The 15,791-nt window shown below is 57.4% G+C and carries 15 protein-coding genes; 1 reads left to right on the plus strand and 14 read right to left on the minus strand.

Translation table 11 applies throughout. The features are described from left to right. Positions 1–195: 195 nt before the first annotated feature. The 3 genes from VGC62_RS26385 to zwf are packed head-to-tail and all read right to left on the minus strand — an operon-like array spanning position 196 to position 3,066. Positions 196–870, minus strand: coding sequence for a bifunctional 4-hydroxy-2-oxoglutarate aldolase/2-dehydro-3-deoxy-phosphogluconate aldolase (locus VGC62_RS26385; RefSeq protein WP_331190018.1), 675 nt, complete (start codon positions 868–870; stop codon positions 196–198). Between the two features lie 17 nt (positions 871–887). Next, positions 888–1,610: a 6-phosphogluconolactonase gene (pgl, locus tag VGC62_RS26390; RefSeq protein ID WP_331190019.1), complete on the minus strand. Its 723-nt coding sequence runs from the start codon at positions 1,608–1,610 to the stop codon at positions 888–890. Beyond that, entirely contained in the window at positions 1,597–3,066 is a 1,470-nt protein-coding gene (gene zwf / locus VGC62_RS26395) for a glucose-6-phosphate dehydrogenase (protein ID WP_331190020.1), read from the minus strand. Before zwf ends, pgl begins: the two co-directional genes overlap by 14 nt. 276 nt (positions 3,067–3,342) lie before the next feature. On the opposite strand from zwf, the gene VGC62_RS26400 reads away from it, so the two are divergent. Then, entirely contained in the window at positions 3,343–4,212 is an 870-nt protein-coding gene (locus VGC62_RS26400) for a MurR/RpiR family transcriptional regulator (protein WP_331190021.1), read from the plus strand. Positions 4,213–4,512: 300 nt separating this feature from the next. Here the strand turns inward: VGC62_RS26400 and VGC62_RS26405 are convergent, their stop codons facing one another. The 11 genes from VGC62_RS26405 to VGC62_RS26455 form a co-directional block, all read right to left on the minus strand. After that, entirely contained in the window at positions 4,513–5,388 is an 876-nt protein-coding gene (locus VGC62_RS26405) for a D-hexose-6-phosphate mutarotase (protein ID WP_331190022.1), read from the minus strand. 254 nt (positions 5,389–5,642) lie between these two features. Next, complete coding sequence (locus VGC62_RS26410) at positions 5,643–6,998, minus strand: carbohydrate porin (protein WP_331190023.1); 1,356 nt, start codon at positions 6,996–6,998, stop codon at positions 5,643–5,645. Between the two features lie 130 nt (positions 6,999–7,128). Further along, complete coding sequence (locus VGC62_RS26415; protein ID WP_331190024.1) at positions 7,129–8,289, minus strand: sn-glycerol-3-phosphate ABC transporter ATP-binding protein UgpC; 1,161 nt, start codon at positions 8,287–8,289, stop codon at positions 7,129–7,131. A 2-nt stretch (positions 8,290–8,291) separates the two neighbouring features. Further along, the gene (locus VGC62_RS26420; protein ID WP_331190025.1) at positions 8,292–9,137 is read right to left on the minus strand and encodes a carbohydrate ABC transporter permease; all 846 of its coding nucleotides are present in this window, start codon (positions 9,135–9,137) and stop codon (positions 8,292–8,294) included. Continuing rightward, complete coding sequence (locus VGC62_RS26425) at positions 9,130–10,038, minus strand: sugar ABC transporter permease (RefSeq protein WP_331190026.1); 909 nt, start codon at positions 10,036–10,038, stop codon at positions 9,130–9,132. The genes VGC62_RS26420 and VGC62_RS26425 overlap by 8 nt, the downstream gene beginning before the upstream one ends. A gap of 123 nt (positions 10,039–10,161) precedes the next feature. Continuing rightward, positions 10,162–11,457: an ABC transporter substrate-binding protein gene (locus VGC62_RS26430; RefSeq protein ID WP_331190027.1), complete on the minus strand. Its 1,296-nt coding sequence runs from the start codon at positions 11,455–11,457 to the stop codon at positions 10,162–10,164. 363 nt (positions 11,458–11,820) lie between these two features. After that, a complete protein-coding gene (locus tag VGC62_RS26435; protein ID WP_331190028.1) occupies positions 11,821–12,708 on the minus strand; it encodes a ZIP family metal transporter in 888 nt (295 codons plus the stop codon). 30 nt (positions 12,709–12,738) lie between these two features. Beyond that, entirely contained in the window at positions 12,739–13,350 is a 612-nt protein-coding gene (locus VGC62_RS26440; RefSeq protein WP_331190029.1) for a superoxide dismutase, read from the minus strand. Position 13,351: 1 nt separating this feature from the next. Continuing rightward, positions 13,352–13,813 carry a hypothetical protein gene (locus VGC62_RS26445; protein WP_331190030.1) on the minus strand — a complete coding sequence of 154 codons (462 nt, stop codon included), beginning with the start codon at positions 13,811–13,813 and terminating at the stop codon, positions 13,352–13,354. A 31-nt stretch (positions 13,814–13,844) separates the two neighbouring features. Beyond that, positions 13,845–15,221 carry a class II fumarate hydratase gene (locus tag VGC62_RS26450; RefSeq protein ID WP_331190031.1) on the minus strand — a complete coding sequence of 459 codons (1,377 nt, stop codon included), beginning with the start codon at positions 15,219–15,221 and terminating at the stop codon, positions 13,845–13,847. Then, complete coding sequence (locus VGC62_RS26455) at positions 15,202–15,609, minus strand: FagA protein (protein ID WP_331190032.1); 408 nt, start codon at positions 15,607–15,609, stop codon at positions 15,202–15,204. The genes VGC62_RS26450 and VGC62_RS26455 overlap by 20 nt, the downstream gene beginning before the upstream one ends. Positions 15,610–15,791 lie beyond the last annotated feature (182 nt).

The raw sequence follows: 15,791 nt of genomic DNA on the forward strand, positions 1-15,791 counted from the left end.
GCGATCTGGCTTGATCCGCACTTATCAGGCAGTAAAGCGTGTAGAAATGCGATCACTGACAATAAAGTCCAGTTGCAGGCGTGCCGGCGAATTGACCAGCACGCAGGGTAGCTTTCAAACCTGGACTATCGCTTTCACGAGCAAGCGTCGATTCAACAAGGCCCAGGGTTGATCAGCTCCACACAGCGCAGCAGCTCAGTCAAACAATGCAACGGCCTGGGCTGTGGCTTCGGTGATACGACCCCAGTCGCCATTTTTCACCCAAGCGCTGTCGATCATCCAGGTCCCGCCGACGCACATCACGTTCGCCAGCGCCATGTAGTTCTTGAGGTTCGCGGCGCTTACACCACCTGTGGGGCAAAAACGCACCTCCGGGAACGGACCGCCCAACGCTTTGATTGCGCCAACCCCGCCACTGATTTCCGCCGGGAACAGCTTAAAGCGACGATAGCCCAAGGCATAACCGATCATGATTTCCGACGCGCTGCTGATGCCTGGCAACAGTGGCAACTCGCTATGAACCGCAGCCTCCAGCAGATCGTGCGTACTGCCTGGGGTCACGATGAACTGCGAACCCGCAGCTTCGGCAGCCGCCAGCATGCGGCGATCCAGAATAGTGCCAGCGCCGGTACACAGCTCCGGACGCTGGTCACGCAATATACGAATGGCTTTGAGGCCAAACTCCGAACGTAGGGTAATTTCCAGCGCGTTCAGGCCGCCTGCCGCCAGCGCATCGGCCAGCGGCAGCACGTCCTGTTCACGCGCAATAGTGATGACCGGCAGAATCTTCGCTTTCGCACAGAGTTCGTCGATCTGGGCAATCTTGCTCGCCATGTCATTGAACGGTTGTTTCACTTGGGTATTTTCCATGGCGGCTGATCCTTTGCTTATGGGCACCAGTAGATCTCTAGAGACGGGTTGAGGAAGGCACGGATCGGCATTTCGGCGACGTCATCGCCCGCCAGCGCCGTGCGCAGGGTTTGCAGTTTGGCCTGTCCGGAAATCGACAAAATCGGCGTTTTGGCCGAAGCCAGAAGTTTGCGGGTCATGGTCAGACGCTGATGCGGCGTAGTAGGTGCGTACATCGGCAAACACAAGTGATCGCTGTTCAAATCCAGCGCGTCGGCCAAATTCGGGCTGTTGGGAAACAGCGACGCCGTATGACCGTCATCACCCATGCCCAGCACCAATACGTCAATGGAGGGCATCTCCTCCTTGAGCGCGTTATCGGTCGCAACGGCGGCTTCATCCAACGTTCGAGTCGGACGGTAGAGGCTGAAAAAGCCCGCCTCTGCCGCAGGTCCCTGAAACAGATAGCGCTTCACCAGGCCTGCGTTGCTGTCGGCGTGCTCAGTGGGCACCCAGCGCTCGTCAGCTAAGCTGACCGCCACTTTGGACCACTGGATTGGCTTCTGCGCCAAGGCTTGAAAGAACGCCACCGGGCTTTTCCCACCCGAAACCACCAGTGTCGCAACGCCATGGGGATTGCTGTTGATGGCCGCCGTCAAAAGCTCGGCCACATGATCGGCCAGTGCATCGGCCAATAGGGTTGGATTGTCGAATTCGAGCGCCTTCAGGCCTGCTGGAAATTCAAGTTCACATATCGCCATACCAGGATCTCCCGTCACGCGTGATCAGTGCAATGGAGCTCATCGGGCCCCAAGAGCCCGCGGGATAAGGCTTGGGCGCATCGCCAGCCTTTTTCCAACCAGCAATAAGCTGGTCGCACCATTGCCACGCAGATTCAATTTCGTCTTTGCGGACAAACAAGTTCTGATGGCCGCGCATCACTTCCAACAACAACCGCTCATAGGCATCAGGGATCCGAGCACTGCGGTACGCATCGGAAAAGCTCAGTTGAAGCGGATTGCTGCGCAGTTGCATGCCTTTATCCAGCCCCTGATCCTTGGTCATTACCTGCAGCGAGATTCCCTCGTCAGGCTGCAACCGAATGATCAAACGGTTGCTGATCTGCAACCGTTGCTCGGGGGCGAAGATGTAGTGCGGCGGTTCTTTGAAATGAATCACGATCTGCGACAGCTTTTGCGGCATGCGCTTGCCTGTACGCAAATAGAACGGCACACCGGACCAGCGCCAATTGCGAATCTCGGCACGAATGGCTACGAATGTTTCGGTGTCGCTCTGGGTGTTGGAGTTCTCCTCTTCCAGATAGCCGGGAACCGGTTTGCCGTCGCTGTAACCGGCGATGTATTGCCCACGAACCACTTGAGTCGCCAGGCGTTCCGGGGTGAAGGGCGCCAGCGCCTTGAGCACTTTGACTTTTTCGTCCCGGATACTGTCGGCGGACAGGTCGCTGGGAGGGTCCATTGCAATCAGGCACAGCAGCTGCAACAGGTGGTTCTGGATCATGTCGCGCAACTGCCCGGCCTGATCGAAATACCCCCAGCGGCCCTCGATCCCTACTTTCTCCGCCACAGTAATCTCGACGTGTGAAATGTGGTTCTGGTTCCACTGGGTTTCGAACAAGCTGTTGGCAAAACGCAGCGCAATGAGGTTTTGCACCGTATCCTTGCCCAGATAATGGTCGATCCGATAGACACGGTTTTCCGGCAAGAACTGCGCCACGGCGTCGTTGACCCTGCGCGACGACGCGAGGTCGTGGCCGATGGGCTTTTCCAACACCGCGCGAGTACGGTCGGTCAACCCGACAGACGCCAGGTTTTCACAGATGGCGCCGTAAACTGATGCTGGGGTGGCGAAATAAGCGATCAGGGTTTCTGCGTTACCGACTGCGTCGGCCAGCGCAACGTAGTCTTCGGCCTTGAGAAAATCCACGTGCAGGTAACTCAGGCGTGCCTGAAAACGCTCAAGGTGTTCGCCTTCAAGTTGGGCATCGGGCACAAAACGACGCAGGCTCTTGTCGATGTAAGCCAGATGATCTTCTGGGCTACCGGTTTCGCGAGCCAAAGCTAGAATTCGGGTGTCGGCATGCAGCAGCCCTGCTCGGTCGAGCTGGTACAACGCTGGAAACAATTTGCGCACTGCCAGGTCACCCAAGGCGCCAAACAGGGCAAAAGTGCATGGTTCAACCGTAATCGAAAGCATAATGTTGGTTCTTTTATCAAGTTAGACTACAAATACCTTTTTTAAAGGCGTTACTCAAGGCCATATGTAGTAATAACCACAACATTTCTTCAAAACCTACATTCCAGTGGTGATCAACACAGGCCCTCAGTACGATAGGCCAACTTTGCGACAGGCTAAAGACCCTGATACAAGCGCTGCGACAGCCGTCGCTCAATAGGCTTTCACATCGCCTGCATGACACCTTTTGCAAACAGGCCGGCAGATCCGCTTGTTGCAGCTTCACAAGGACTTTCAATGGACCGTGTACGAAATCTTCTGGAACAGATCCAGAGCCGTCTTGAAGACTTGAACAAGGCCGAGCGCAAAGTCGCCGAAGCCATTCTGCTCAACCCTCAGCAAGCCACACGGTTCAGCATTGCAGCGCTCGCGCAGGCGGCGAAGGTCAGCGAGCCTACGGTCAACCGTTTCTGCCGCTCGTTCGATGTCAGCGGTTACCCCGAACTCAAGTTGCAACTGGCGCAAAGCCTGGCCAGCGGCGCGGCATATGTCAGCCGAGCCGTGGAGGCGGACGACAATCCCGAGGCGTATACGCGCAAGATTTTCGGCAGCGCCATCGCATCACTGGATAGCGCCTGTCAGGCGCTCGATCCAAATCTGGTCAGTAAAGCCGTGGACCTGTTGATTCAGGCGCGGCAGATCCACTTCTTCGGCCTCGGCGCTTCGGCGCCTGTGGCGTTGGACGCGCAGCACAAGTTCTTTCGTTTCAATCTGGCCGTGACCGCTCATGCCGACGTGCTGATGCAGCGCATGCTGGCGTCGGTGGCGCACACCGGCGAACTGTTTGTGATTATTTCCTACACCGGACGCACTCGGGAGTTGGTCGAGGTGGCGCGTATCGCTCGCGAGAACGGCGCTTCGGTACTGGGCCTGACAGCCGCCAATTCGCCACTGGCGAAGGCCAGTACCTTGAGCCTGAATATCCCACTGCCCGAAGACACGGATATCTACATGCCGATGACCTCGCGGATCATTCAACTGACCGTGCTCGACGTTTTGGCGACCGGCATGACCCTGCGCCGCGGCGTGGATTTCCAGCCGCACCTGCGCAAGATCAAGGAAAGCCTCAATGCCAGCCGATATCCGGTGGATGATGAGTTGAATTGAGCGAGTTTTTCTGTAGATATTCTGTTCCCCGTCAAGCTTTCAGCAGGTGTTTTTCGCTGAATGGCGCGAAGGGGCAGTAAACCCGGTGCGCGCGGTCTACCTGTTACACCGCGTGCGCAGACTTACGACGGGTTCCCCGCCGGTCGCGGGACAAGCCCAGCGCCTACGAGTCGTCATCGCAAATGCTCCACGGTCAGAATGCACTGTAGGAGCCAACTTGTTGGCGAGGGAGTTTATGCGGAGTATCAGGTACGCCGCTTCGCCAACAAGTTGGCTCCTACAGGAAAAGCCCCGGATCAATCAATGAACCAAATGCGCCTGCAAGCTCAACCGTGCCTGCTGTCCCGGCGCCAGGCTGAAACTGTCCGCCGCTGCTGATGCCGCTTCAATGCGCACAAACCCGCTCGCCTCACCCGCCTCCACGCCCAGCAAGGGTCGACTGCCGGGGTGCCAGACGACGGTGCTGGCGCTGTCGCCAGTGTCGATGCTTAAACGGCGGCACCAGACCTCGTCCTGCAACTCCAACGTGCCAGCATGCTCGAATACACGTTGGCAACCTCCAACGGGCCGCAACTCACCTTTTTGCTCACAGGCACTGCGGCTCAGTTCATCGTAACCGTAAGCGCCATCCAACCCTTCCAGCGCGACATGGGCAACATCGCTGATCCGCCAATAGGCATGCAGTGCATGGCTGAACTGGCACGGCTGGCTGTCCTCATGCAGCGTCGCCAGTCGCAGATCCATGCCCACCCCCAGCTCGGCAAACAGATCGGCTTGCCAATCCCACAATTTCAAACGCCAGTGCAGAGTTACGCCAGCTTCGCATTCGGCACTGTCGATCAACTTCCAGTCGAGCAAACGTGCCCAACCATGCGCAGGCCAACCACTCTCACATGGATGACGTCCGACCCAAGGCCAGCAGACCGGAATGCCGCCGCGTATGGCGCCGACCTGCGGCCACTGCGCCGCGCACCACAACCAAGGCTTTTGGTCGCGGGGCTGAAAGTGCAACAGTTGCCCACCCTGGCGGCTGAACACCGCCTGACATTGAGGATGATCGATCACCAGCACCTCACGCTGCTGATACCGCTCCCACTGAAACGTCGGCCGTGGCCGAGTCGATGTAAAAAAGCGCTGTAGGGGATGCTCAAGCAATCCTGTCTCGCCGATGGCCATAGCTGCCCCATGTGAGTGATCTTGAAGCGACACAACCTTTCTGTAGCAGCGAGCTTGTTCGCGAAGTGCCATTGCTGACGCACAGAGCCATCTGCCTCGCCAACAAGTTGGCTCCGATACGGACTGTTCATCCCCAATAAAAAACACCCTGAAACCTCCAGGGCCGACAACCCAAAAAAACGGGCAGCCAGGCTGCCCGTAAAGCACACACGACCCTTGATCGTCTTTGGAGCGCGCAGGAGCGTGCGCCGGAATCAGAACTTCGACTGGATCTTGATACCTGCAACCAGTGCGTTGTCGACATCATCGACACCGCCAGGGCTCTTGATGTACTGCAGGTTAGGACGCACAGTCAGCCAATCGGTGACGTGGAAGCCGTAGTAGATCTCGGAATTGTATTCAGTCTGCTGGATCGGCAGATAGCCAGGGTTATCGTAATCATCGATCCCGTTGGTGGCGTTGATCAGGCGACGGTTGTCCTGAGCATCATCGTTGACGTGGATACGCGCGATACCGATACCGATGTCATCCTTTGGACGCGCATCGAAAGGCCCTTTGTAGACGAAACCGACCTGCTGATAGTTGTCGACGAAATTGGTGGCTTTGTCATGCACAGTGGCGTTGGCGAAGATGCTCAGCCCCCGAGACGCATCGCCGTTGTGGCTGGTCAATTGCTGCTGAGCCACGACCCACCAGCCGTGCTTGTTCTTGTGGCTTTTGAAGTCGCCGCCGGCAGTCGCTTGTGGCTGGCCGTCTTCGTTTTCATAAAGGTCATCGGCATTCGGGCTGCTGACGTAGTAACCCAAGCGATACTCGCCGGGCAGCGCATTGATGCTCGGCGACCAGACCACTTCAACCGGAACCACGGTGCCTTTGGCGCCGCTGCCGCTGAGCTTGAAGCTGTTGCCGGTTTCCAGATAAGAGGGGTTCTGCTCGTAGACACCGATCTGGGCAAAGACTTCTGGCGTGATGTTGTACTTCACGCGCAATGCCCACTGGCTGACGGGCCAGTTGTACCAAGTGTTCACATAGTTACCCACTTGCGAACCACAGGACGAAAGGTTCTGGAAATCGCATGGGAAGCTGTTGAAGTCCTCGCCTTCGCCGAATCGACCCAGTTTCACATCCAGGGCGCCGTCGAAGTATTTCTGCTTGATCCACATCTGAGTCAGACGCCAGGTCTGACCACGGCCCCAGACTTCTTGCGAAGAGCTTAGAGTGCCGGCGCGCGGGTCGCCGATACGGTCGTTGGAAATGTTATTCCCGCTACGCTCGGTGATCGCCAGCTTGAACTCGGTGTCTTTCCAACCGAGGATTTTTTCCAGATCCATCTGCATACCGATGGCGAACTGGTCGCTGTATCGGGCTGTCTTGTCGTTGTTGTAACCGCCATGAAGGTTGGAGCCCATCTCACCGACGTATTCAAGCGAGAAGTCGTAACCCTTGTCGTACAGCTCCTGGCGAACACCACCCCAGTCGCCCGTCATGTGCTCGTTGGCGTGAAACGGCTCTACCGCTTGAACCGTACCCACACAACTCAACACACCTAAAACAGACAAGCCACCGATCAGCCGGAACTGGTTAAGCGATTTTTTGTGGTGCGTCTTCATCCCTTAAATCCTCGTTTTATTGTTATTAGCTTTAAACATCGTGTAACTACTTGCTTCGTGTGCCTGATTGGCCGGCTTACGGCAGAAATGGCCAGTCAGAGGTGCCTGGTCTCACATTAATGGGTCGGGATCAGTGGCGATTGAGCCGCGTGACATTGCTGACGCGTTCAGCCGTTTTCTGCTTTCCCAGCACACCCAGACGCTCTCCTGTATTGGCGTCGAATAACAGAACCTTGCTCGGATCCAATTGCAGGTTCAGCGACTCACCGACCTGCGGTGCAACATCTGGCGCCAAACGGCAGCAGACTTTGCTGTCGTTGAGCGTAACGAACACCAGCGTGTCTGGCCCCGTTGGCTCGGTGACCTGCACTTGAGCACGAATGCCTGGCAATGCACTGGTTTCGCCGGACGCTAGCACGATCTGTTCAGGGCGAAGGCCCAGAATCACCTCACGGTCTTCAAACCCCGCGTCGCTCATGCTCATTGGCAGTTCGCAACGCGCCTGACCGCTGTCCAGCAGTGCAACCAGACGGCCCTCCTTACGTTGCAGCCGCAGGGGGATGAAGTTCATCGGCGGCGAACCGATGAAGCTGGCCACGAACAGATTTGCCGGATCGTTGTAGATCTGTTTTGGCGTACCGAACTGCTGAATGATGCCGTCCTTCATGACCGCCACTTTGTCGCCCAGCGTCATTGCCTCGATCTGATCGTGGGTGACGTAAACCGTGGTGGTTTTCAGACGCTGATGCATCAGTTTCATTTCGGTACGCATCTCGACCCGCAACTTGGCGTCGAGGTTGGACAGCGGCTCGTCGAACAGGTAGATCTTCGGACGACGCGCCAGCGCACGGCCCATCGCCACACGCTGTTGCTGACCACCGGACAACTGGCCCGGCTTGCGATTGAGCAGGTGTTCGATCTGTAACAGCTTGGCGACCCGCGCCACTTCCTCATCGATGGCGGTCTGGCTCATCTTGCGGATCTTCAGACCGAACTCGATGTTCTCGCGCACACTCATGGTCGGGTACAGCGCGTAGGACTGGAACACCATGGCGATGTCCCGATCCTTCGGGCTCATGCCGCTGACATCCTGATTGTCGATGACAATCTCGCCGCCGGTGATGTTTTCCAAACCGGCGATGCAGTTCATCAGGGTCGATTTCCCGCAGCCTGACGGACCGACCAGAATCAAAAACTCACCGTCATTGATTTGCAGCTCGATGTTCTTCAGGGTCTCCGGCAGGCCGACACCATAAGTCTTGTTTACATTGCGTAGTTCGAGCGTTGCCATGATTACCCCTTGACTGCGCCGGCCGTGAGCCCGCGCACGAAATACTTGCCTGCAACGATGTACACCAGCAGGGTCGGCAGACCGGCGATCATCGCGGCAGCCATATCCACGTTGTATTCCTTGGCGCCCGTGCTGGTGTTGACCAGGTTATTCAGCGCCACGGTAATTGGCTGGGAGTCGCCACTGGAAAACACCACACCGAACAGGAAATCGTTCCAGATCTGGGTGAACTGCCAGATCAGGCAGACCATGATGATCGGTGTCGACATCGGCAGAATGATCCGGCGGAAAATGGTGAAAAACCCGGCACCGTCCAGCCGAGCAGCCTTCACCAGCGCCTCCGGAATGCTGACGTAGTAGTTACGAAAGAACAGCGTGGTGAATGCCAGCCCGTAGACCACATGGACAAACACCAGCCCCGTCGTGGTATTGGCCAGCCCCATCTTGCCGAGCGTGAAAGACGCCGGGAGCAATACGGTCTGAAAGGGCAGGAAGCAACCGAACAGCAACAACCCGAAGAACAGTTGCGAGCCACGAAAGCGCCACATCGACAACACATAGCCGTTCAGCGCGCCGATTGCCGTGGAGATCAGCACTGCCGGGACAGTGATCTTGATCGAGTTCCAGAAATAGCCATCCACCGTTGCCCAAGCTTTGACCCAGCCGATTGCGGTCACCACAGTCGGCCAGCTCAGCAGGTTGCCGGTGCTGATGTCTTCGGGCGACTTGAAGCTGGTCAGCAACATGACCACCAACGGCACCAGATACAGCACGCAGGCAATGATCAACACCGCATGGATTGCGATTCGGCTGAGGCTCAGCGACTGTTTGCCAACGAGACTAGTCATGACGCTTGGTCCTCAGCTCGGAATACAGGTAAGGCACGAGGATGGCGAGAATCGCCCCGAGCATCAGGATTGCACTGGCCGAGCCCATGCCCATCTGGCCACGGCTGAACGTGAAGGAATACATGAACATCGCAGGCAGGTCAGACGAATAACCCGGACCGCCCGCCGTCATCGCCGCCACCAGGTCAAAGCTCTTGATCGCGATATGAGCGAGGATCATCACCGCGCTGAAGAACACCGGGCGCAGGCTTGGCAACACGACCTTCCAGTAGATTTTCGGCATGCTTGCGCCGTCGATTTGCGCTGCACGAATGATCGATTGATCGACCCCGCGCAGGCCGGCGAGAAACATCGCCATGATGAAACCGGACGCCTGCCAGACGGCGGCGATGACCAGGCAATAAATCACCCGGTCCTGATCCACCAGCCAGTCGAGACGAAAACCCTCCCAGCCCCAGTCGCGCAGCATCTTGTCCAGCCCCATGCCTGGGTTTAACAGCCATTTCCAGGCGGTACCGGTGACGATCATCGAGAGCGCCATCGGGTACAGGTAAATGGTGCGAATGAACCCTTCGCGGCGAATGCGTTGATCCAGAAACACCGCCAGCGTCACGCCGACGACCAGGCTGATGCCAATGAACATGCCGCCAAACACTGCGAGGTTTTTGCTCGCGACCCACCAGCGATCACTCTCGTACAGACGCATGTATTGCGCCAGGCCTGCCCACTTGTATGTGGGCAGGAAGGTCGAGGTGGTGAACGACAGCACGAACGTCCACAGGATGTAGCCATAAAAACCGACCAGCACGATGAACATGCTCGGCGCCAGCACCAATTTAGGCAGCCAGCGTTGCAGCGCATCGAACGGCGAGGCTTTGCTGAAGACAGCGACAGAGCTCATCGAAAAATCCACATTCAAAACATCGTTTCCAGACCACAGGCGCACTTGAAACCAGACTCAGGCTTCATCAGCACGAACTGCGGCTGGGGTTACCGCTGGCGAACCAGCGGCGGGTCATTGAGGTTACTTGGCCGAGGTGATGGCCTTGCCCAGTTGCTTGGCGGCGGTTTCAGGATCGGCTTTGGGGTCGTTGATGTAGTTGGTCACCACATCGAAGATCGCGCCCTGCACTGCCAGCGTGGTCGCCATGTTGTGCGCCATGCTTGGTTGCAGACCGGTAGTCTTGGCATCCGCCAGGAAATCCTTGGCAGCTGTCTGCGCACAAGAGTCGAAGCCGTACTTGTCCATGTTGCTCAACATGTCGTTGCGCACAGGGATCGAGCCTTTGTTGATGCTGAAGACTTTCTGGAAGTCTTCGCCCAGGGTGACTTTCGCCAGATCCTGCTGCGCGGCAGTGGTGCCGTTCTTGGCGTTGTCCTTGCCCTTGAACACAGCGAGAGAATCGATGTTGTAGGTGAAGGAACGGTCAGTACCGGGGAACGCTACACACTGATAGTCCTTGCCAGCGATCTTCTTGGCGGCGGTCCATTCGCTCTTGGCCCAGTCGCCCATCAGCTGCATACCGGCCTTGCCGCTGATGACGTCGGCTGCGGCCAGGTTCCAGTCACGACCGGCCCGATTAGGGTCCATGTAGGTCGCAACTTTCTTCAGTTCAGTGAAAACCTTGACCATGTCCGAACCGGTCAGGGTTTTATCATCCAGATCGACAAAAGCCTTTTTGTAGCCATCAGAGCCCATGACCGACAACACGACATCTTCGAAGACAGTGCTGTCCTGCCAAGGTTGACCACCATGGGCCAGGGCAATAAAGCCTGCGGCCTTGAGCTTGTCGCCTGCGGCGTAGAATTCCTCAAGGGTGGTAGGCGCTTTGTCGATGCCGGCTTTCTTGAAAACTTGCGGGTTGATCCACAGCCAGTTAACCCGATGGATGTTCACCGGCACGGCTACATAGTTGCCTTCGTACTTCACGGTGTCGGAGACTTTCTTGTCCAGCAGACTGTCCCACTTCTCTTCTTTGGAGACGTCTTTGAGGGCGCCGGTGTCGAGCAGGCCGGTCTGTGCCCATTCTTGAATGTCCGGGCCTTTGATCTGTGCAACACCAGGCGGGTTACCCGATACAGCACGGCTCTTGAGCACGGTCATCGCGGTGGAGCCACCACCACCGGCGACAGCGCCGTCTTTCCAGGTAAAACCATCTTTTTCGACTTGTGCCTTGAGCACATCAACAGCTGCTTTTTCACCGCCGGACGTCCACCAATGGACAACTTCGACAGTACCTTTGGATTCGGCAGCGATGGCGCTCAGAGGGAACAACGAGGCGAGGGAAATGAGTGCAGCGAGACGGGTGATTGAATTCATCTAGTTGACCTTTCTTTTTGTTATGCCTGAGCAAGTCTTGGTGCTTGCGCTGCATGGATTCTAACCAAGGGGCAAGAGCGGACGGTAACGAAGGGACGCGTAATGGTCACTGAATGGTTACATTGAACAAACACTCACCATGAATACCCGACACCGCGCTGCGTTTACGGTCAGTTTCGATGATTGATAAAAGATTAACTGGCGTCTTGGCGAGCGGTCGGGCCGCCGCTCGGCTGTTTAGATAGGTCATTTATTATCTGTTCAATAAATGACCTATCTAATATTTATCCGCACTGGCGATATGTCAGTCGATGACTGCAGATCAGACCAGCGCAATCACGGGCAAGCAAGCTCCACAACGGTTCAACCCAACGCCGTATCCATCACCATCATCACGCAGAAGCCAGCAACCAGCCCCAGGCTTGCGATGCGGTCGTGACCGTTGCGCCGCGACTCTGGAATGATTTCATGCGTGACCACCAGCAACATCGCCCCGGCAGCCAGCGCCAGGCCTATCGGCAGCAACAGCTCGGCGACCGCCACCAGCCAGGCGCAGAGCACCGCAAATACGGGCTCGACCAAACCTGACGCAGCGCCAATCAAGAACGCCTTCAAGCGTGACATCCCGGCGCCCGCCAGTACCAGAGCGATCACCAGGCCCTCGGGGACGTCCTGAATGGCAATGCCCATCGCCAGGCTGTCGGCGTGAGCCAGACCGCCGCCCGCCGACACCCCGACCGCCATGCCTTCGGGGATGTTGTGAGCGATGATCGCGATGACGAACAACCAGATGTTGGACGCAATTGCCGGATGCTCCAGTGATGGAGGTAGGCTCGTGTCCCGCGACACCAGGTTATCCACAACAAACAGTCCGACGGCGCCCAGCAAAATACCGAAGCTGATCAACCCGCCCGCACCCCAGGGCGAAAACCCCAGGCCTTCAGCGGCGCTCAGGCCCGGCACGATCAGCGAGAACGCGGTGGCCGCAAGCATGATGCCAGCACCAAAGCCCAGCAGGCCGTCGGATACCGCGACCGGCATGCCGCGAATCACCAACACCGGCACCGCTCCCAGCGCCGTGCCCAACGCACAGATCGCCCCGCCTTCCAGCGCGCGCAGCATCCGTGGCTCCAGACTCAACCACGACAAGCCCTGAGCAATCAGTAATCCCGTACCGGCCAGTACCAGAATTGAACCCAAAGCCAGACGAAACAACCGCCCACTGCTGATCGTAAGTATTTCCGAACGCATAACCCGCCTTACTTCTTGTTGTTATAGGTATCAGACCAATGCGGCCTGATAACGCCTGGCGACTTCAGCCCAGTTGATGACGTTGTAGAACGCGCTGATGTATTCGGGACGACGGTTCTGATAACGCAAGTAGTACGCGTGCTCCCAGACATCCAGACCGAGGATCGGCGTATTGCCATTCATCAACGGGCTGTCTTGGTTGCCACTGCTTTCGACAACCAGTTTCTTCTCGGGCGTAACGCTCAACCAGGCCCAACCACTGCCAAAGCGAGTCAATGCGGCCTTGGTGAATGCGTCCTTAAAGCTGTCGAAACCGCCCAGTTGATCGTCGATGGCCTTGGCCAATGTGCCTGTCGGCAGACCACCGCCTTTCGGGCTCATGACTTCCCAGAATAGCGAGTGATTAGCGTGCCCGCCGCCCTGGTTGATTACCGCCGGGCGCAATTTCTCCGGTAGCTGCTTAACGCTGGCTACCAGCTTTTCGATGGGCCATTCGGCGTACTCGGTGCCTTCGACGGCCGCGTTGAGGTTATTGATGTAGGTCTGATGGTGCTTGGTGTAGTGGATTTCCATGGTTTGCGCATCGATGTGCGGTTCCAGGGCGTCGTAGGCGTAAGGCAATGCAGGCAAGGTAAATGGCATATCAATGAACTCCGAAAGAAAGGCTGCCCGCAGTGGTGGCGTTTTTTGCAAGCGCTGAACGCGAGTGCTCGCCACTGCTGTTGAGCAGACGATGGGTGCGAGGGTATTCGCCATGCTCGTTGATGAATCCCAACAGCTCGGCGTAGGTTTTATGACTGTGACTGAAGGCTGCCTGACGCAACGCCGGTGTCAGGCGCGGGGTCTGAATCATGTTCAGCAAGCGCTGGTGGGCCGCGCACAAGTACTCGGCGCTCTCCTCCGGCTGCTTGAGGGCCAAGTGCAAATCAGCCAGGTTGTGGTGAGAAATAACGAAAGCTGCCACCGCTTCGTCGGGCACGCTCCAGCGCTCCAGAAGTACCTGAGCCAACGCCAGCGCTTGCAGGTAAAGCTCGCGCGCGTCGATCAGATCACCGGCGTTGAAGCAGCTGTTGCCTTTCAGGATCGTGCGTTTCCAGTGCTCCATAGCGTGCCTCCAGAGGCGATGACAGCGGCGATCAAAGTCCGCCGGCAGTGAGTTTTTCCGGATTGAGCAGGGTTTCCAGTTGAGCGCGCTGCAAATCCGTGTGTTCGAGGGCGACGTCGATAATCGGGCGACCTTCGCGGTAGGCGGTCTTGGCGATCTCAGCGGCTTTCTGATAACCGATGATCGGGTTGAGTGCCGTCACCAGAATCGGATTGCGCGACAACGCCTCCTTGAGCTTGGCTTCGTTGACTTTGAAGCTGGCGATGGCCTTGTCTGCCAGGACACGGCTGGCGTTGGCCAACAGCTCGATGCTCTCCAGCAGGTTGTGAGCGATGATCGGCAGCATCACATTGAGCTCGAAGTTGCCCGATTGGCCCGCAATGGTGATGGTCGCGTCGTTGCCGATGACCTGTGCGGCCACCATCGCAGTGGCTTCCGGAATTACCGGATTGACCTTGCCCGGCATGATCGAGGAGCCAGGCTGCAGCGCTTGAAGTTCAATTTCACCCAGACCTGCCAACGGGCCGGAGTTCATCCAGCGCAGGTCATTGGCGATTTTCATCAGCGACACGGCAGTGCCTTTCATTTGCCCGGAAACCGCCACTGCGGTGTCTTGCGAGCTGATCAGGGCGAACAGGTCTTTGCCCGGAACAAAGCCTATATTGCTCAAACGACTCAAGTGCCCAGCGAACCGCGAGGCGAATTCCGGGTGCGCATTGATGCCCGTGCCTACCGCTGTGCCGCCTTGCGCCAGTGCTTGCAGGCTCGGCAGCAGGTTTTCCAGATGTTGGACGTTGGCGCGAATCTGCTGCGCCCAACCGTTCAGGACTTGGCTCATGCGCACCGGCATAGCATCCATCAGGTGCGTACGACCGGTCTTGATGAAGGGATGAACCTGTTCGGCCTTATGCTCGATGGTCTTGATCAAATGCGCCAAGGCTGGCAGCAATTGCTCGTGCATGACCAGCGCGGCGCTGACGTGGATGGTGGTCGGGATGATGTCGTTGCTGCTCTGGCCGCAGTTGACGTGATCGTTGGCATTGACTGGTTCGCCGAGCACACGGCTGGCCAAGGTCGCGATCACTTCGTTGGCGTTCATGTTGGTGCTGGTGCCAGAACCTGTCTGGTACACGTCCACAGGGAAATGCACCATGTAATCGCCCGCCAACAGCTCTTTACACACGGTGACAATGGCCTTGCTCTGGCCTTCGGTGATCTGCTTGAGCTCAAGGTTGGCCTGAGCGGCCGCCGCTTTGGCCAACAGCAATGCCCTGATGAATTGGGCCGGCATACGCAAGTGGCTGATGGGGAAGTTATTCACCGCACGCTGGGTCTGCGCGCCGTACAGGGCCTCGGTCGGGACCTGCAACTCGCCCATGCTGTCGCGTTCAATACGGGTAGTGCTCATCGGAAGATCCTTGCATCAGTTCAACGAGAGAAATCGAAGGCTGCAGGACACAGGTCGCCAATTGATGGGCGAAGGCCTGCCAGCGTTGGCGTTGCAGTGGGGAATGAGCCAGGCCCTGCATGTCGTGCAGTGGTCGCCACGCCTGATCCAGACACAGGCAACGCCAATGCCAGGGCAGCGCGGTATCACGTGCGGTATCGAGCAACAGGCGAAAGGTGCTTTCGACGATCAGCGAGTGTGGCGTGGCCGTGAACCGCGCGAGGTAGCGACCTTCTGCCAAGTAATGTTCGATCACCCGGGGTTCATCGGGATCGAGCGCACAGCGAATCCGAAGACTCAAACCACGCCAGTTATCCAGATAAGGCAACTCGTGCAGGACAGGACCCATGACCCGACTCTTTCAATAAATGATATTCATTATTAAATGAGTTTGAGAATCAAAACAACCCCGACAACAAAACCGTAACGGCCCGAAACGCGATCAGAGTCTGTAGGAGCCAACTTGTTGGCGAGAGATGGACGCGGTGTATCAGGCGCAATGCTTCGCGAACAAGTTCGCTCCTTGGGCGT

Origin of the sequence: Pseudomonas sp. (genome assembly GCF_036404235.1) — a bacterium.
Taxonomy (GTDB): domain Bacteria; phylum Pseudomonadota; class Gammaproteobacteria; order Pseudomonadales; family Pseudomonadaceae; genus Aquipseudomonas.